Annotated in this window: 16 protein-coding genes; 8 read left to right on the top strand and 8 right to left on the bottom strand. The window is 65.0% G+C overall.

The genetic code is table 11. From position 1 onward, the window contains the following. Positions 1–65 precede the first annotated feature (65 nt). The 3 genes from ABC304_RS04095 (at position 66) to ABC304_RS04085 (ending at position 3190) form a co-directional block, all read left to right on the top strand. Entirely contained in the window at positions 66–1154 is a 1089-nt protein-coding gene (locus tag ABC304_RS04095) for a PDDEXK nuclease domain-containing protein (protein ID WP_412923040.1), read from the top strand. Between the two features lie 223 nt (positions 1155–1377). Continuing rightward, complete coding sequence (locus tag ABC304_RS04090) at positions 1378–2064, top strand: hypothetical protein (RefSeq protein ID WP_160897536.1); 687 nt, start codon at positions 1378–1380, stop codon at positions 2062–2064. A gap of 10 nt (positions 2065–2074) precedes the next feature. After that, positions 2075–3190: an XRE family transcriptional regulator gene (locus ABC304_RS04085; RefSeq protein WP_412923041.1), complete on the top strand. Its 1116-nt coding sequence runs from the start codon at positions 2075–2077 to the stop codon at positions 3188–3190. A 129-nt stretch (positions 3191–3319) separates the two neighbouring features. Here the strand turns inward: ABC304_RS04085 and ABC304_RS04080 are convergent, their stop codons facing one another. After that, positions 3320–3961, bottom strand: coding sequence for a hypothetical protein (locus tag ABC304_RS04080; RefSeq protein WP_160897534.1), 642 nt, complete (start codon positions 3959–3961; stop codon positions 3320–3322). Positions 3962–4128: 167 nt separating this feature from the next. On the opposite strand from ABC304_RS04080, the gene ABC304_RS04075 reads away from it, so the two are divergent. After that, entirely contained in the window at positions 4129–5154 is a 1026-nt protein-coding gene (locus ABC304_RS04075; protein ID WP_160897533.1) for a hypothetical protein, read from the top strand. A 490-nt stretch (positions 5155–5644) separates the two neighbouring features. Here the strand turns inward: ABC304_RS04075 and ABC304_RS04070 are convergent, their stop codons facing one another. Beyond that, positions 5645–6493: an undecaprenyl-diphosphate phosphatase gene (locus ABC304_RS04070; RefSeq protein ID WP_160897532.1), complete on the bottom strand. Its 849-nt coding sequence runs from the start codon at positions 6491–6493 to the stop codon at positions 5645–5647. Positions 6494–6774: 281 nt separating this feature from the next. Between ABC304_RS04070 and ABC304_RS04065 the strand changes: the two genes are divergently transcribed. The 3 genes from ABC304_RS04065 to ABC304_RS04055 all read left to right on the top strand — a co-directional run bounded on the left by ABC304_RS04065 (position 6775) and on the right by ABC304_RS04055 (position 10426). Beyond that, positions 6775–7821 (top strand): iron ABC transporter substrate-binding protein, encoded by a 1047-nt coding sequence (locus ABC304_RS04065; protein WP_412923042.1) that lies wholly within the window; start codon positions 6775–6777, stop codon positions 7819–7821. 134 nt (positions 7822–7955) lie between these two features. After that, the gene (locus ABC304_RS04060) at positions 7956–9380 is read left to right on the top strand and encodes an ABC transporter permease (protein WP_337192264.1); all 1425 of its coding nucleotides are present in this window, start codon (positions 7956–7958) and stop codon (positions 9378–9380) included. Next, positions 9377–10426 carry an ABC transporter ATP-binding protein gene (locus ABC304_RS04055; RefSeq protein WP_160897529.1) on the top strand — a complete coding sequence of 350 codons (1050 nt, stop codon included), beginning with the start codon at positions 9377–9379 and terminating at the stop codon, positions 10424–10426. The genes ABC304_RS04060 and ABC304_RS04055 overlap by 4 nt, the downstream gene beginning before the upstream one ends. 13 nt (positions 10427–10439) lie before the next feature. On the opposite strand, the gene ABC304_RS04050 is transcribed toward ABC304_RS04055, so the two are convergent. The 3 genes from ABC304_RS04050 to ABC304_RS04040 form a co-directional block, all read right to left on the bottom strand. Then, entirely contained in the window at positions 10440–12995 is a 2556-nt protein-coding gene (locus ABC304_RS04050) for a bifunctional lysylphosphatidylglycerol flippase/synthetase MprF (protein ID WP_412923043.1), read from the bottom strand. 259 nt (positions 12996–13254) lie between these two features. Continuing rightward, entirely contained in the window at positions 13255–13944 is a 690-nt protein-coding gene (locus ABC304_RS04045; protein WP_160897590.1) for a DedA family protein, read from the bottom strand. After that, positions 13941–15185, bottom strand: a complete 1245-nt coding sequence (locus ABC304_RS04040; protein WP_237488857.1) for a COG4705 family protein — start codon at positions 15183–15185, stop codon at positions 13941–13943. The genes ABC304_RS04045 and ABC304_RS04040 overlap by 4 nt, the downstream gene beginning before the upstream one ends. Before the next feature lie 90 nt (positions 15186–15275). On the opposite strand from ABC304_RS04040, the gene ABC304_RS04035 reads away from it, so the two are divergent. After that, on the top strand, positions 15276–16025 hold the full coding sequence (locus tag ABC304_RS04035; protein WP_412923044.1) for an ABC transporter permease: 750 nt from the start codon (positions 15276–15278) through the stop codon (positions 16023–16025). Between the two features lie 12 nt (positions 16026–16037). On the opposite strand, the gene ABC304_RS04030 is transcribed toward ABC304_RS04035, so the two are convergent. The 3 genes from ABC304_RS04030 to ABC304_RS04020 all read right to left on the bottom strand — a co-directional run bounded on the left by ABC304_RS04030 (position 16038) and on the right by ABC304_RS04020 (position 18443). Beyond that, entirely contained in the window at positions 16038–16955 is a 918-nt protein-coding gene (locus ABC304_RS04030) for a sensor histidine kinase (RefSeq protein WP_412929066.1), read from the bottom strand. Between the two features lie 83 nt (positions 16956–17038). Then, complete coding sequence (locus ABC304_RS04025) at positions 17039–17713, bottom strand: response regulator transcription factor (protein WP_160897587.1); 675 nt, start codon at positions 17711–17713, stop codon at positions 17039–17041. 52 nt (positions 17714–17765) lie between these two features. Further along, a complete protein-coding gene (locus ABC304_RS04020) occupies positions 17766–18443 on the bottom strand; it encodes a phosphatase PAP2 family protein (RefSeq protein ID WP_160897586.1) in 678 nt (225 codons plus the stop codon). Positions 18444–18513: the final 70 nt, after the last annotated feature.

Below are 18513 nucleotides of genomic sequence, written 5' to 3'. Positions count from 1 at the left end.
AGAAGAGTTGCGAGATCCGTGCCATGTGATCCTGCACACCGTGGTGCCGGTGAGAAGCTAGATGAATGACCGAGATGGAGCCCGCGGAGTACGCATCCACTCTCGAGGACCTTAAGAAGCACGTTCACGGGGCTCGACTCCGCGCTCAGCGCGCGACCAACAACGAGCTCCTTCAGCTGTGGTGGACCATTGGCCGCACCATCCTTACCCGCCAAGCCGAACAGGGGTGGGGCACCAAAATCATCACCCGCCTCGCGGAGGACCTGCGAGCAGAGTTCCCCACCATGAAGGGGTTCTCCCGAGCGAATCTGTTCTACATGCGGCGGTTCGCTGAGGCATGGCCGGACCTGACCGCAATAGTCCAACGGCCTGTTGGACTATTGCCATGGGGACACGTCATCGAACTGCTCGACAAGCTCGACAGTCCTGAACAGCGCGACTGGTACGCCGCTAAAGACGCACATCACGGTTGGAGCCGCGCAGTACTCGCCCACCAGATCACAACCCGGCTCCACGAGCGCGACGCAGCAGCTCCTAGCAACTTCGCAGGCACGCTGGAGCAGCGCGACTCAGACCAGGCGCAAGAACTCACCAAAGACCCCTACGCCCTGCAGTTCCTCGCCGTCGATAGCAGTGTCTCCGAACGTGAACTCGAGCAGCGACTAGTCGACCGCATTCTCGAAACCATGCGTGAACTCGGACAAGGCTTCGCCTTCGTCGGACGCCAAGTGCACTTCGACGTCGACGGCGACGACTTTTCCGTTGACCTTCTCTTTTTCCACGTGGAGCAACTGCGCTACGTCGTCATCGAACTCAAGACCACCACCTTCGACCCGCGCGACGCTGGCCAGCTCGGGTTCTACGTCGCCGTTGTCGACGACCGTCTTCGCCATCCGCACAAGCACCAGCCAACCGTCGGAATCCTCCTCGTGGCAGACAAGAACGACACCGTCGTGCGCTACGCCCTCGCCTCGTCGAATCAGCCCGTGGCGGTAAGCCGCTATGAACTCACCGCCGAGATGCAGGACGCTCTCCCCGACGAGACAGCGATCACGCGCGCATTCGCCGATGAACTCGATCGCTCGTCTGACCGAGGTATGCCCGATACCGAGAGTGATGATCAAGAGGCGCAATCACCTCGAGCGTCGGCCTGATGAAGCGGCTTCACTCGGGTACTCGGTGAGTTCAGCAGTCCCCGCCCGACTGAGAGGAGGCTAGGCCCTTGAAGTAGTGCGGTGATCCTCCCTTAAAGGAGGATCGCACGGCGTGTCGCGAGAAGTGAAGCTTAATGAAGTACAGGTGCGCGTATCGTGTTATATATTAAAGTTAGCGCTCTAGGTGAATAGGGGCGCTTGACCTTCGAGACGGGACGCGCGCATGGCTCACAACACACCTGCCGAGGCTCTCGGCGAGCACGAGAGCCTGGCTCGTGACCTCATCATCGACGTGGTCTATGCGCGCCACGAGAGCACCGCTGACGGCCATGACGCCGCAAAGACGCGGTTCCTGAACCTGTTCGGGAGCCAGTGGCGTGACCTGCTCTGCGATGCGCGCGATGCGTTCAAAGAGCGTGGCTTCGAGGCACACAAGCTCACCCCCGGTGGGTATTGGCTCCCTATCGTCAACGATGCACTGATCTTTGTCGCCCGGATCCCCGAAGGCGCCGACATCGGTCGAGACTTCGCTTCGAGCAAGACCCGCATGAGCAGCTTCTTCGCGCGTCGAGAGCTGGGTCTGTTCGGCAACAGCTTTATGACCGGCGGTGACGAGGAGTCCCATACCGAGGATGAGCTGGCGCGCTTCGAGAAGCTGGTTGGGGCGGCAGGAGCGGTGATGCCCGTGGTTCTCGTCATGGTGCACTCAACGCCGCGCCAGTTATCGTCCATCGACTGGGCCGTTGCCGAATACCGCGCCGGCGAAGTGCACCTGCACGGCGAAGAACCCATCTGGTCCAAGGACTTCGCCGGGGAAGGCTCGGACATCGACATCGAGTCGTTCGACAGCGGCGTGCCCGAGACGCCCGTCGTCGCGCTGCAGGCTCGGGGCGTTACCTCTGATGGGTGAAATCCCACCAATGCTGTTCGACCTGCCGAGCAGCAGGTCTCCTGGCAGGTTCGAGCCGGCGCGACTCACGCAGGCCCGCGTCCGGCAGGGCCTGAGCAAATCCGAGCTCGCCGCCGCTGTCGAGGTTTCGTCCGCCGCCATCGGCCAATACGAAGCCGACGTCAACGCGCCTCGACCCGAGGTCATCGAGAGGCTCGCGCGCACGCTTAAGGTGCAGCCTGACTTCTTCAACGTCGGTCGCCCACTGGCTCGAATCGACACCCTTAACGCGCATTTTCGGAGCCTTCGGTCCACCCGCGTCAGCGACCGGCAACGAGCACTGGCGACAACAACGCTTGTGTGGGAACTCACCTTCGCGCTCGAGCGCTATATCAAGCTGCCCGATGTGGATCTGCCCAGGCTCCCCGCAGGAACCTCCCCAACGGATGCCGCACAGGCTCTCCGCGTCCAGTGGAAACTCCCCGACGGGCCGGTCAAGCACCTTGTGGCGACGGCCGAATCCCACGGGATTGTCGTCGTCGTGCGTCCGCTCAGCGAAATTGAGCGCGTGGACGCATTCTCGGCGATCATCGTCGAGCGTCCCATCGTGGTCACGACGCCCCGTCGAACGGAGAACGTCTTCCGACACCGGTTCTCGATCGCACACGAGATTGGGCATCTGCTCCTGCATGCCGACTCCGACGAGCAGAGCGCCGCGATCGAGCGTGAAGCCGATGAATTTGCGGCGGCGTTTCTGACGCCGGCAGCGGCGATGGACGCTCTGCTGCCGCAGCGCTTAGACCTCGCTGCGCTGGATCGAGTTGGACGAACCTGGGGAGTGTCACCACACTCGCTCATACGCCGGATGGTTGAGCGTAACCGCGTAACGGAGTCGTCGGCTCGTCGGGCTTACCAGCGACTTGCAACGAGCTACGACCTGGGAGCCGATCCCACGAATTTGTACCCGGGGGAGGTGCCCGCGTTGCTCCACAAAGCAGCTGAGCTGGCGGCCGCTCACGGGACGAAGGTGCCGGCACTTGCCGAGCTGCTCCGGCTTCCGGCGGCGCAGGTGCGCGACCTCTTGGGTGAGGCCGACGCTCGTCCTGTGTTGCGGCTGCTCGACGGTGGACTCAGTGAGGCGGGATGAACTGCTCTTCTGCTCGAGTGATGCTTTTCAGCCGTTCCATGAACGTATGGACACCCCGCAGCGGTGATGCGCGCTCGCATCGAGGGTGAGCTTGCACCCCATTCCGTTGACGAGCACCGGATCGGGGGCTCAGAGGACGGTCGGGTCATCTTCATCAACGTCCTGGAGCGGATCCACTCCCGCGGCGGTTAATACGAGGTCGAACCATCGAAGTGAGTTGATGATTGGATCCTCCAGCGTCCACCCGGCGATATGGGCGTCGTATGCCGCCTCCGCCTTCTTGTCCGGCCGTCGGTTATCCGTCAGAATCTCCGAGCGCTGCTTCCACCTGTTGCTGGGGCTGATGTAGAACGGCGGGCCGCCCGATGCGCCGAAGAAGTCGCGCTTGGGACCGCCCTGGCCGGTCACGGCAATCTGATGGGCGTGCTGATGCCGAAGCCACCGGAGGCCCAAGACAACCTCACCATCAGGGTGCGCCGAGCGCGCTACGGGATAGCGGCCGTCATGCAGGGAGAACAACACGTCGTCGAGCGCCACCGCCCACCAAACAGCTTCCACAGCCGCAGACCAATGGTCGAAAGCAATGTCTTTCGCGTTGAAAACACGCGACAGCGCGACACGGAGTCCATTTCGACACCACAACACCCCTCGCAGGGTTTCAGCATCTGGATGCAGCTGCCATCCGTCACTCCATGACGGGCATACAAGCGGACCAAGCGGCCGGAGAAGCTGTGGGTCGCAATCCGTCGTGCGATGAACCTTGGCCGTCATGAAGCGAGCGTAACGGTGGGCTGAGCGGACGTATCTAAGAGCTCAAAACTACAACTCGGGTGGCTCTTGCTCGTGCCGGCAACTCTAAGGGACCAGATGCGAGGGGCGATCGCGAAGGCGGGATGGCGAGGCTAGTGGCGAAAGGCCATGCGATGTAGCGTCCACAGATGCCGCATGATGCCGAGACACCCCAAGGGTGGATGGATTCCGTCACGATCGCCGAAGGGGGATCGCCCCAGCGAGTGATTCTGCACGCGCGGATCGATAACCAAGTAATTGTCCGGCTCCGCGATCCCGGTGAACCCGATCCGCCGCGCATACCGGTCTACACCGGCGACACGATCGAAGTGATGACGGCAATTAGTCACTTTGGCCTGCACGCAGAAGAGGTCTCGGACGGTCGTAGCGACCTCATCCACAGCATGAGGGTCGTGCCGGTTCGTCGCGAGGGCAACCAGGTATTCGCGCGCACCCTCCGCCATGGCGAGGCGGATGACGGCCGTCGAGTCCACGTGATGAAAGGCGATCAGCTTCGCTTCGAGGTGGGCGCAGTCACTGCAGAACTGGCCGCGATAGACGCGGCGGGAGAGGCAACGGAATCGGGGCACGTGCCAATTGCGCCCGTCTTGTCCACGTGGATACGCATAGATCCTTCGAACTGGACCGAGGGTACGGTTCGGTATGTCCTTGCTGCTGCTCGCCGTCTCGACATGGCGAATGAACTGTTCATCCGCGTGCGCGAGGTCGAGGCTTTCGTGAACTCGGCTTCGCTCTCTGGACCGCAGTTCCGACGGCAGCTGCTGAACGTCATCGGGCTTGTAGAACTGGCTGTGATCTCCCTCGGACGTTCGATCTCCATGATCGCCGAGGGCCCGCGAACCCTAGGTGTCAGCACACCCGTGCCGCAGAGCATCACTGATGCCCTGGGGCCGATCACCGCCATTCGGAATGACTACGAGCACATTGAGGACCGCGCGTTCGGCACTCGGTACGGCAAGCCGTATGAGACAGCAGCCGCGGTGTTCGACTACACACGACTTTTTTCCGAAGACCTCATAGCGCACGGCAAAAACACCTTCAACATCGGTGACGAAGCCGACTTGCTCATAGCGGACTGCAGAGAGACCCTGAAGGCGTTCGTGGCCAACTCCGCAGGCTCCCGCTCGGTTGGGGTCGACAGGGATTTGTCCTAAGGTGTCCGACCCTGAAGTGACCGTTGCGCCGTCATCCGTGGCATGTCAGTAAACTGACATAAGATCCATTATCGGCGACACGCCTTCCGCGTTTTTCACGGGATCCGAGGGGTGCGCTGGACTTTACCAAACCGCCTCTGACCGGCGCCATCTTGTCGGGTGTGCACATGCCGTGGACGATAGACACCATCAGATGATTTGATCATCCTGCGCGAGCGAAGCGTGCGCGTGCGAGCAGTATCCAGCATGTCCCGCGGCCGTTGAATCTCGCCTCGAGATCATGATCCTGCATCGCGGTTCCGACATCTCCCCCTGCGCACCGTATGCGCACATTACAAGTCGATCCGCTCGGCCCTCCATCCAGCGCAGCCAACGCGCAATGGGCGATCTATCCGAACTCATACCTCACCCCACCCGTGTTGTGATGATGTGTTCGATGAACGAGGTATCCGGCCCGATTGGCCGGTGGTGCCACCGTGGTGGTCGGCCATCAGCCGGCCATGACGATTGGTGTGGCCGGGACGACTCCGAGCACGAGCAGAACGATGATGAGGATGCCGAGCGCGACGCGGTAGATGACGAACGGCAGGAAGCTGCCGCGCTTGAGGTACTGCATGAGGAACGCGATCACGAGGTAGCCGACGACGAACGCGATGACCGTGGCCAGGGCCGTCTCGCCGAGGTTGTAAGGGCCGGTTCCCTCGTCGAAGCTCTTGTAGAGCTCGTAGAAGCCGCTGGCGAACACCGCCGGCACCGCGAGCAGGAAGGAGTACTCGGCTGCGGCGGTGCGCTTGTAGCCGAGCGCACGACCGAGCGTGGTCGTCGCACCCGAGCGCGAGACGCCGGGCACCAACGCGAGGGCCTGGGCGAAACCGTAGGCGACGCCGTGCGGGTAGGTCAGGTCGTCGAGCTCGCGGCGACGCTTGCCGTAGTGGTCGGCGAGACCCAGCAGGATGCCGAACACGATCAGGACGACGGCGGTGATCCAGAGGCTGCGGAAGTTGTCGCGGATCAGGCTCTGCAGCAGCACGCCGAGCAGGGCGATGGGGATGGTGCCGATGATGACGAGCCATCCCATGCGCGCGTCGGGGTCGTTGCGCGGCACCCTGCCGGTGAGCGAGCCGAACCACCGCGAGATGACGCGGCCGATCTTCTTGCGGAAGTAGATCAGGACGGCGAGCTCGGTGCCGATCTGGGTGATGGCGGTGAAGGTCGCGCCGGGGTCGGTCTGCGACGGGAGGAACTCGCCCACGATGCGCAGGTGCGCGCTGGAGGAGATGGGGAGGAACTCGGTGAGGCCCTGAACGAGCCCGAGGATGATGACCTCGAAGATATGCATGCGGTCCTTCAGTGGGAGAGGTGCGGTGGACGCGACCGGGCGGTGAGAACGCTGACAATCTCCGATTGCCGCTGCTAGATACGGCGGCGCGAGACGTGCCAAGGGGCCCGGCTTTCACTTCTGACCTCGCATTTAACGCAGAGATCGCTAAGACGTCTCTAAGAAACAAACGACGCGCCGGGGGCGGCGCACCGATTTGGAGATTGGCGCCGTGACCCCACTACTTTGGTTAGGCAAACCTTGCTTAAGCCGCAACAGGCGGCGTCCCTGATTGGACTTTTATGAAGCGCTTTTCCCGTGCGTTGATCGTCGCCGCGGCCTCCGCGACCGTTCTGGCGGGCTGCTCCGCCAGCCCCACGATTTCCTCATCCGCTTCCCCTGACGAGGGTGGCCAGGTGACCGGTTCCATCACGGTGTACAACGCCCAGCACGAAGAGCTCACGCAAGCGTGGGCGGACGCGTTCACCGCGGACACGGGCGTGGAGGTTGTCCTCCGAAACGGCAGCGATTCGGAACTGGCGAACCAGATCGTCCAGGAAGGGCCAGCGTCCCCGGCTGACGTGTTCCTTACCGAGAACTCACCGGGTATCGCCCTTGTCGACCAGAACAACCTGCTCGCCCCCGTGAAGCAGTCGACCCTCGATGTCGTCCCCGCGCAGTACCGTGCAGGGTCGGGGAACTGGACGGGCATCGCGGCGCGCTCGACCGTGCTGGTATACAACCCCTCCCTGATCAGCGAAGCGGATCTCCCTGCTTCCTTGATGGATCTGCAGGACCCGAAGTGGCAGGGCAAGTGGGCTGCCTCACCCGGTGGAGCTGACTTCCAGGCCATTGTGTCCGCGGTGGTGGCGACCGAAGGCGCCGATGCCGCCGCGACGTGGCTCGCCGGGATGAAGTCGAATGCAACCGCGATCCAGGGCAACAGCAACGTGATGAAGGCTGTCAATGCCGGTCAGATCCCGATGGGTGTGATCTACCACTACTACTGGTACATCGACCAGGCGGGGACCACGGAGAACAGCGGCAATACGAAGCTGCACTACTTCGGCAACGAAGACCCGGGCGCTTTCGTGAGCATCTCCGGGGGCGGCGTGCTGAAATCCAGCAGGAACGCTCCCGCAGCCCAAGCCTTCCTCGCGTACGTGGTGTCCAAGGCCGGTCAGGACGTGCTGCGCACCGGCTCGAGCTTCGAGTACACCGTTGCCAGCGACGTGGCCGCTAACGCCGCCCTCCCGCCGCTGGCGGGGCTCGGCGCCCCGACCATCGACCCGTCGACCTTGAACGGTCCTGAGGTCGTGGATCTGATGACGTCGGCGGGTCTGCTCTGACAACGCCGATCCAGCGCACGCCGCCCACACCCCTGAGAAGGTCTGGGCGGCGTGCGCCATTGCTACTGTGTGTCGCCGTCGCGGTCATCACCGCCTTCACGCTCATCCCAGTCGCGTTCGTCGGCTGGTTTGTGGTGTCCACGGGGCCTGACGCGCTCGGACAGATCCTCATACGCCCACGCATCGGCGAGCTCCTCACCAACACCATCCTCCTCATCCTCCTTGCCGTACCGCTGTGCGTGAGTGTCGGAGTAGGCGGCGCCTGGCTCGTGGAGCGAACGACCCTCCCGTTGCGTGGCGCGTGGTCGGTCCTGCAGGTTGTTCCGCTGGCCATCCCCGCGTTCGTCGTCAGCTACGCGTGGGCGAGCACCGTGCCCGCCTTCGGGGGCCTAGCCGGCGGAATTCTCATCTCGGTCCTCGCATACAGCGGCCTGGTGTACCTCCCCGCTCTGGCGACGTTGCGTCGGCTCGACCCCGCCCTGGAGGATGTGGCGCGCTCCCTCGGACACTCGAACGCTCGCGTGTTCTGGACGGTGGTGATCCCGCAACTGCGGTACGCCATCAGCGGAGGAGCTCTGCTGGTCGGGCTGCATCTGCTCGCCGAGTACGGAGCATTCGCGCAAATCCGCTTCGAAACGTTTACTACCGCCATCGTCGTGCAGTACAGCTCCGCTTTCGCCGGCCCTGTCGCCAACGCCATGGGCGTGGTCGTGGCGATCTTCGCTCTGCTCATGCTGACCACCGATTCCCTCGCCCGTGGCCGAGCGGAGTTCGCGCGAACCGGATCCGGGGCCCCCCTCCCCGCGCAACGCATCGTCCTCACGCCACTGGCCCGTGGGCTGTCCACTGTGGCGCTGGTGCTGTACGCGGCCTTGTCCACGGCCGTTCCGACAGCGACGACCGGTCGATGGCTGCTCGGGGGGCCGTGGTGGGAGCAACGCTGGCTCGGCGACGCCCTCATCACCACCGTGCTCCTGGCCGCGTCCGGCGCGGCGGTCACCTCGATGGTGGGATTGGCTCTGGCCTGGGTAAGTGTGCGCTACCCCGGGCGGGCGACTCGGGTGATTGAAGGCGCGAACTTCGTCGCGTCCAGCTTCCCGTCGATCATCGTGGCTCTGGCACTGGTGACGGTCACCCTGCGTGTTCTCCCCGTGGCGTACCAGACGGTGTTCACCGTACTGGCGGCGTACCTCATCCTGTTTCTCCCGCGGGCGGTGGTGAGCATCCGAAGCGGTCTGGCTCAAGCCCCACTCATCCGCGAGGAGGCCTCGCGGACCTTGGGGCAGAGTCCCCTGCGAACCCTGCTGAGGGTGACGGGGCCGACCATCCTGCCCTCTGTGCTGGCTGGCGCTGCCCTCGCCGGTATCGGAATAGCGAGCGAACTGACCGCCACCCTGCTACTCGCGCCGAACGGAACGCGGACCCTGGCGACCGAGTTCTGGTCCGCCAGCAGTTCCGTGCAGTATGTCGACGCGGCCCCGTACGCGGTGGTGCTCAGCGTCATCAGCATCCCCGCCGTCGCCCTGATGTATCACCAAGCCCGAAAGCGCACCGCATGAGAATCGACGTCACGAACCTCTCGTACACCATCGGAGCGCAGACGATACTCGACGGCGTCACTCTGAGCATCGACGACGGCTCTCGAGCGGCCATCGTGGGTCCCTCCGGGAGCGGCAAGAGCAGCCTGATCCGTGTCATCGCGGGCCTCGCATCCCCGTCCGGCGGCACCGTGTCGCTGGGCGGGCGCATTGTGTCCGGGGCACAGAGCGTTCCGGCACACCGCCGAGGGGTGGCGTACGTGCCGCAAGACGGCGCGCTTTTCCCGCACCTGAATGCAGCGGCCAACATCACCTTCGGGCTGCCGCGCGCGCGGCGCCACACCGCACAGGAGTGGGCGGAGATCGTGTCGCTGGACCCGCTGCTTCTCACGCGTTACCCACACGAACTGTCGGGGGGCCAGCAGCAGCGCGTCGCTCTCGCCCGCGCACTGGCGGTGAAAGCGCGTGCCATCGTTCTCGACGAACCTTTCAGCGCGCTCGATACGGGCCTGCGGGCGGAAGCACGTCGCAACGTGGTGGAGGCACTTGACCGGGTGGGGGCGACCGCCATTCTCGTCACCCACGACCAGGAGGAAGCGCTAAGCTTCGGCGACCGGCTCGGCGTGCTGGAGAAGGGCTCGTTGACGCAGTTCGGCCCGCCGCTTGAGCTCTTCGACTACCCCCGAACCGCACGCGTCGCTGCGATGCTGGGGGCGATGGTGCGCCTTCCCGCTACCACGGACGGTTCAACCGCCATGACCGCCTTCGGCTCCGTGTCACTCCGGCACGCGCCCGGAACCCCCGCGTCCGCGCCCGGGCAGGTGTCCCTCCTCCTCCGCGAAGGGCAATTGGTCCTCGGCCGCGGCACCCCAAATGCTCTCGTCACTCACGTCGAGGGTGAAGGGCAGTGGGACCGGGTCACGCTCCTGCCCGACCGTGGGGACGATGCCGCTGTGACAGCGCGCCTGTTGCGGCGCCCTGGCAGCGTTCTGGTTGCCGGTAGCGAGGTGTGCATCGGCATCGACGGTACGGGCTACATCCAGCCCGCCGACCAGGACGCGTTGTGATCCTCAGCACCGGTCAGGTTGATGTGGGCGGCTTTCGCAGCGTCCCCACCATGCGTACGGCTGCCGTGAGCGTCAGGTTCGGAAGGTAGCTGCGCGCGATAGCGACGGCGGCGGCGGGAAGGATGGCCGCGTCCGGGTAAAGGAGCCAGAGGGGATCGAACCGGGGCTGGAACTTGCGTTTGAAGCTCAGCAGCGACCGGAAGCCATAGCCGGGCTCAATGAGCTCACCCAACCGAGCGAGCAGGCGTTCAAGCACAGCACTGTCCCCGTGGTCGTGGGGAACGGAAGCAAGAGGTGACCCGGACAAGCTCATACGCTTCAAACCCTGCTCCTTCATCCGGGTTGCGACAGAGCCGATGACGAACTCCATCACCCCGTTCATGGCATCCGAGCGTCGACGCATGAAATCGAGGGTGTACCCGTCCACTACCCCGTCCTGCCCGTAGAGCGGGAGCCAGCTGGTGACGGCCTGAATGCGTCCCTGAACGTCGATGGCGAGCATGATGCGGACGTCGGGATCCGTGAGCTCGTCCGCACCACCGAGAGTGAACTCCATCTCCGGCAGGCTCTTCTCAGCCACCCATGCTTCCGAGATGTCGCGGATCTGCGCGTGCTCAGCGAACGCCAGTTCCGGCCAGCTCGTCCACCTGGCCGTGAGGTTCTCCCGCGCCGCGCGGTTCGTTGCGGTGCGGATGTCTTGGCGACGTTTGCCGGACAGGCTCCACTCGGCGGGAACGAGCGTTGCTTCTTCCGCGACGGGGAGACGCTGCCACCCCAGTTGCGCAAACGCCGGCGCCTCAGGGTCCGTCACGCTGTAAAAGACAGGGGTCCACCCGTGGGCACCACAAAACTCCACGAACTCTGTCACCACCGCTGGCTCCGAAGCATCGGGGCCGAACGCTCCACCCAAGGTCACAGCAATGGAACCTCGGACACGGAACGCGAAACCCGCGTCCCGGTCGGGGGCAAACCAGTAGGTGTTCCCGGGCCAGGTCGCCATGAACGACAAACTGTCACCTCCACCACGCTGGAGGAGCGAGCGAGCGCGTCCCCGGTCGACGGCGCCGTCCACCGCGCCGGGGGCGAGGACGAACAAGGCTGTCCCCACCGATGCGCACACCCACAACCACAGCGACGGCAGATACCAGCTGGCCTGCGCCCATCCTGACACCGGCACGAAGTTCAAACCGTCGGAGGGGAGAAGGGTGGGAGGTAGCAGGCGCAAAGGGAGGTTACCGAGGATCTCCCCCACCGAGGTCGACGGCATGAACCCGTATGGATCCACCAAAGCCCCGGCCCCGCCGATCAGCAACGCCCCGCCGACGCCCACCCCAAGGGTGAGGGTGAACCGGCGGCGAGCGGCTTTCGTCGAGCGGGCCGGGGCCTCCCGACAGAACACCACCAGGATGACGGCGGTCACCAACGGAACCACAGCGGCGACGACACTGCCGACGAGGGTCTGCCAGACATACTCCTGAGCTTCCACGTCCTGGATGAGGGCGACGGCTGCGACCGTCTCCGGCTGCACGACGATGAAGAGGAACGCCATACCGACGGAGAACACGCCGTTCAACGCGACGGCCATCCACAGCGCCGCTCGACGCCCTCGGAAGATCCCCCACGCGGCCAGCGCGCCCATAAGCGCGGGCAAGACAGCGACGACGCCCGCCGCGGGATGAAGCTGCTCAATGACACGGAACGCCCTAGGGCACGCGGCGCCCAAGGACCCGAAGGCGCAGACGCGCCCGTCGGCCATGACGACTGGATCATGGGAGAGGAAACCGTAGACGGAGAGCAGCCCGGCACCGGAGCCGATCATGGTGGCCAGTACGGGCCCGATAGCTGTCACGAGAGTCACCGCGGCCAGGAGAACACGCTTCTCATGGTGCGTGCTGCGGACCAGGCGGAACGCTCGACGACGCCCGCCGAGAAGAAGGCCAACGACCATCCCCACCGGCACCGCCGTGAGGGAGAAGAGATCGTTCGAGCTTCCGGAATAGAGGAAGGCTGTGATGGCGCCCGTGGCAACGAACAGCCGAACACGACGACGCCAGAGTGCGCTCGCGAAGGAGCTGGCAGCCATTGCCGTGCAGATAAGCGCGACGACCGGTGTCACGGTGCTCACCGTCGGGGCATTCAAGGGAAGGAAGTCGAGAAACTGCTCCTCGAGGTATCCGATACCCAGGCCTGCTGCGGTGGAGAGCACCCCGCCACCGGAGTAGCTGAGCAACGTGCGAAAGCTGCCCATGGTGTGCTCAGCGAACCCCAACACCACGACGGCGAGCGGGATCACCGCGAAGAGAAGCAAGGGGTCTGCAACCGCGAACAGGGACAGCAGGGTGCTGAGCCACTGGTCACCCTCCGTCGCGACAGACTCGCCCAGGATGTGCGGCGTGATCCCGAGCTGCGGAATGACGCTGCTCGCAGCAGTGAGTACCGCGATGACCGCGGTCAGCGCGATAGTTGCGGGGTGGCGCCGCACCCACGTTCGAAGGCGTACTGGCCAGGGCTTGTACCCGGGCTGCGTGTCCGATTGTGCGGACGCGGGCGTCTTGAGGTTCACGCTCATGTCTGTACCTGCTCCGAGGTCGGGTGCTGCGAGCTGTGACATCCGTCGGCGGCACAGTCAGGTCGTAAAGGATGTCGCTACCGACCCATTGGGAGGGAAAGTGTGCCTTCACCTACGCGGAGATCTCCCCGCCCCGGCTCCCGAAGAACCAGTGCACCTGTGTCAACGTGTCCTGCTCGTCGAACACAGGCACCACCACCTCGAGCACAAGCCGGTCGTGTGGGTTTCATAACGGCCATCCATTCCGCGTGTCAGGGGCTTACCCGGCGTCGTCGCCGGCCACACGCCGTCGAGCTGCGGAACGGCGGAGCTGTCGGATGACGAGGTAGACCACCACGCCCCCGATCGCGGCGTAAACGAGGTAGCTGAGCAGGTTGGAGTATCGCTCGACGAGGTCGTATTGGGTCCCGAGCAGCACTCCACCGCCAATGAGAAGCGCATTCCAGATGGCGCTCCCGGCGACTGTGAGTAGCGAGAACCGCCAGAAGTTCATCCGCTCAGCGCCAGCAGGGAGGGAGATCAGACTGCGCACTCCGGGGATGAGGCGCCCGAAGAACACCGCGCTGCGGCTGTGACGTGAGAACCACGACGCGGCGCGTTCGAAGTCGGAACGATCGACCAAAGGGAGCCGTGACAGCCATCGAATGGAGCGTTCGAGGCCAGCCCAGGCTCCGAGGGCATAAAGGACAACGGCGCCGAGGTACGCGCCCAGCGTGCTGGTGAGCACCAGCAACCCGAAGTTCATGCCATTGTCGTGGGTGAGGAAGCCCGCCAATGGGAGTATGAGTTCACTCGGGATGGGCGGGAACACCGTCTCGAGGAAAGTGAACACTCCAACCCCCCATTCCCCGATGCCGTACATCAGGTTCACTCCGAACCCAACGATGCCGGTGAAGTTGTGCGGGTCGGCGCCCGCAGCGGCGGCAGCCATAACCGTGGCGGTACTCATGACTTCAGGGTCTCCAGGAGGGTGGTGAGCGAGTCGGTCTGCAGGGTCGGGTCGGGAGATGAGGCGCGCACGGCGCGCAGCGCCTTGTCGATCTGGCCATCGAGGACAGCCCAGCCGGTGCCGTTCAACGGCTCCAGCGTCGGTTGGTCTTGGTCCCACGCGGTTTCGAGATCGGTGATGCGAGTGGCGGCCTCAGCGGTGTTACCCGCCTGAACGAGGGTCAGAGTGTCCTGCACGATGGTGCGGTATGAGCTGATGTTTGCCGGTGGGAAGTTCGTCGTTGCCGATTCCCCGGGGGCCAGAGTCACGGTCGCCGCGGGCGCCTCCTCGCTGGCGGCGGCGGTGCCGTGGGGCTGAGCGTTCGCCCAGACCAGAACCCCCGCAGCGACAACAGCGACAGCGGCGAAGTAGCCGAGCATCGCGCGCTGGCGGGTAGGGGTGGTGGGGCGCTTGGTGGTGGGCCGTGCCTTCTCGACGGTGTCCACGCGCGTGACGCTCAGATAGATGACGGTGGCGAGAATGGCGGTCAGGAAGATGATGCTCGTCAGACCGACGCCGAGGCCGAGACCCCCATCCGTGGTGGGGAATCCCATCCAGTCGCCGAGGTTGGCGCCGAGCGGACGGGTGAGGATGTACGCCAGCCAGAACGACAGGACGGCGTTAGCGCCCAGGCGCCACCCGAGGACGACCGCGAGGATCAGCCCGGCGGGCAGGAGCACCGACACCCCGGGGCTCCACCCGGTCAGTTCAAGGATCCAGTCCCCGGAGGCGGTGCCCAGGGCGAAGGTGACCAGGATGGCCAGCCAGTAGAACAGCTCTCGTCGGGTGGTGGTGATGCTGTGGATGGACAGGGTCCGCTGGCTGCGCCACCACACTCCAAATACCGCGGCGAGGACGACAGTGAACACGGTGGTGCTGGCGGCGAGGGGGATGCCGAGGTCGTCGGTGAGGATGTCGGTGTACAGGGTGCCGGCGACGCTGACGACAACGACGGTGGACCAGTACACGAAGGGCACGTAGCGGCGAAGGATGAGTTGCCACGCGAGCACACCCACCAGCACCGCGGTGAAGATGATCGCCGTCACCTCCAGCCCGACACCCAACGTCAGGTTGATCCAGTCGGCGAAGCTCTCCCCCACCGTCGTACAGAGGATCTTGATCACCCAGAACCACACGGTGATTTCGGGCACCTTACTGAACATGTTGCGCCGAGCGAGGGCCAGCGGCTGAGTCGATGTCATCACCCGAGCACGCTACGAAGGTGGCTCTAAGATGCGGCTCAGAATGGGGGCGGACCGGGAGCGAGATGAGGGGGTCGCTAACCTTCGGGGGTGACTGACTTCGGGTTGCTCGTTCGTACCGCCGTGAGCGTGGTGTTGCTCGGCGGTGTGGCGGTAGTCGTCCTGCGGGCCGCGGGCGTTCGACCGTGGTGGGGTCCCGCCCCGGCGCTGCTACGCGCCGGCCTGCAACTGACCGCCCTGAGCCTGGTATTGGCGGGCGTCATTACCGACCCGTGGTGGGTTGCAGCGGCGCTGATGGTGATGTTCGTCGCCGCGGTGACCGTGTCCGCCCGTCGCGCCGGGGTGCGCTTGGTGGACGCCTGTCGAACGGCTGTCGCCATGGGGGCGGGAGTAAGCCTGGCGGGGGTGGTGGTGTTCTCTTCCGGGGCGGTGGAGCTCACCCCGCGGTACGCCCTCGCGGTCGGAGCGATGGTGGTGGGCAATGCCATGACCGTGGCGACGTTGGCGGGGCGGCAGTTCGCCCAGGCTCGCCTGGACCGGTGGTCGGAGGTGGAGGCGTGGCTCGCGCTCGGTGCGACGCCGCGACGCGCCGTCCGGGATGTCGCGCGCATTGCGGTGCATGACGCGCTCATCCCCGCAGTCGATCAGACTCGAACGACCGGCCTCGTCGTTTTGCCGGGAGCGTTCATGGGCGCGATCTTCGGAGGGCTGTCGCCGATTGAGGCCGGACGATTCCAGCTGGTGGTTCTGGCGGCGATCCTCGCGTCGGGGACGATCACGGCGGTGCTGACGGTTCGGCTCACTTCGCGGGTGGCAGTGCGACCGGGCGCGGTGCGCTGACGATGCGTGCCGTCATCGCCTGCCGCTGAACAGCGGCACCCGGAGAGTCATCGTGGTCCCCGCGGAGGAGGTGGCTGACACCTGAGCGGTGCCGCCGTACCGGGCGACAGTGTCCTGGACAAGGGAGAGGCCGATACCAAACCCGGTACGGCTTGAGCCGCCGCCATCCACCGCATCCGCGGACCGAGCGAACCGGTCGAAGATGCGACTGGGCGCGATCCCCTGAATGCCGGGGCCTTCATCGACGACGTCGATGACGGCATGAGCCCCCTCTCTGCGGGCGGTCACGACGACCTTCGCGCCGACGGGTGAATGCTTGACGGCGTTATCCAACAAGGCGACAACACTGCGCTGCAAGCTGGCCGCGGGCATGGCGACCGTGAGGTCATCGTCAGGTGGACGACTGACAAGGTGCACGTCGCGTTCGCGGGCCAGGATCGACATCGACGAGACAGCAGTGTCGGTAATCCCGGCGAGGGAGGCGGGCGTTGTCACGGACCCGGTGGGCACCTCGACGGCGTCCAGCAGATCAGACACAACCCCGATGACGGAGCGGGAGTCGTCTCGCAGCTCGGCGACGACCTGACGGTGGGGGTCCGCGTCCGCCAATCCCCGCTGCAGCACCTGAATGCGTGCGTCAAGGATTGCCAAGGGGGTGCGCAGCTCGTGCGATGCGTCGGCGACAAACTGGCGCTGACGGCGCAGCGCGTCGACGAGAGGGCGGACTGCTCGGCGGGTGACCAGCCACCCAAGGACCCCCGCTGATGCGATAGCGCACACGCCGATCACCGCGCCGCCCAAGATGATGTCCAAACCCTCGATGTCCACGACGGTCTCGTGGCGCTGAGGGCTGAGCAGATCCCCGAGGGGGATCTGGGTGAAAACGACAGAGAACGCCGCAATCAGTACCGCCAGTACGAGCACGGACACGGCCAGGGTGATGGTGAGCGCAACGCGCAGGGCTGTCGCCCGGATGAGCTGAGCGTCAGCGTCGGAGGGACGTCGCCGCTTGCTCACATCAGCCCCAGACGATAGCCGCGCCCGCGGACGGTTTGCACGATACCGGGATCGGTCTTCTTGCGGAGGTAGTGCACGTAGGTGTCCACCGTTCCGGGAGTGTCGTCTTTCGAGAACACCGCGCGGAGGATGTCGTCGCGCGAGAAGGTTCGCTGAGGGTTGACGGCGAACAGCTTCAGCAACGCGCTCTCCCGGTCCGTGAGAATGGTGCGGCCATCGTATGGCGAGTACACCGCGCGCGAGTCCGGATAAAACTCCCACTCACCGATCCGCACGAACGGCCCCTCCCCGTTGCCGACGCGGCGGATGGCGCGGAGGCGAGCGAACAGCTCGTCGAACTCGAACGGTTTCACAAGGTAGTCGTTCGCACCGGCGTCGAGCCCGCGGACCTTGTCCTGGACGGTGCCGAGCGCGGTGAGGATGAGCATCGGAACGCTCGCACCCGCTCGACGAAGCGTCTCCACGATGGTGAGCCCGTCCACGGTGGGAAGTCGACGGTCGACGATCATCACGTCGAAGGCGTGCGCACCCGCGATGTCCAACGCGTCGCCCCCGTCAGGGGTGAGGGTGACGTCGTAGACCTCGTCGAGAACCTTGGCCATCAGCGGCCCCAGTTGCGCGTCGTCTTCAACGAGGAGGAGCCGGGGGCGATCCGTTGTCGGGGTAGTCATCGTCGTCCTCCTCGTGGCCGCGGTGTCCGGGTTTCGCAGGCAGGTTGTGCGGTCATTGCCGCACCGCCTCAAGGGTGCGCGAGCGTTGCGAGAGCCATGGGACGCGTTGGCACACTTCGTAGATTGCCAGGGATCCGGCGGAAACGAGGATGATCGACGCCGTCACATCAAACGGGTAGTGCGCGCCCAGATACATACGCGACCACGCGGTCACCACGACGAACACGGCGCCGAGGATGCTCAAGGTGACCTGCGTACGGCCCGCCGTGCTCAGCACCACCCACGTCGCAAGGGCCGCGGCGAAGGCGGTGTGCCCGCTCGGGTAGCTGAATGTCACCGGATCCACGCCCGTCGGGAACGGCAGCGCTGTGCTGCTCGGTCGTGGCCGCTGAACGATGATCTTCACCAGATCCACCAACCCCCACGGGACGCTGATCTGAACGAGGGCGCGGACCACCGCGGGGAACGACCGCGTGGCGATTGCGACAATCGCCAGTGCCACAGCGAGGACGATGACCGCCCCCGTCGGCCCCAATCCCACATTGACAGCGTGGGCGACGACGTCGAAGAACCCGGAGTGGACGCCATTGACGCCGGCGACAACGGTCAGCTCCGTCGCAGTCCATCTCGCCGACCCGCGGGCAAGGAATCCCACGCCAACGACGAGCGCGAAGATCCCGGCTAAAGAACACAGGGCCAAGACAAGTGGTCGCCGGGAAGGTTTCATCATCCGAGTACCCTCACCCTGCCGTTCTAAGAAACCACTCAGACTCTGCGAAGAACCGCTCGTCGGGTACCGC

This window comes from Microbacterium jepli, assembly GCF_047237905.1.
Lineage (GTDB): Bacteria > Actinomycetota > Actinomycetes > Actinomycetales > Microbacteriaceae > Microbacterium.
The sequence above is the reverse complement of the archived record's forward strand: the minus strand, read 5'-3'. Positions and strand labels throughout refer to the sequence as shown.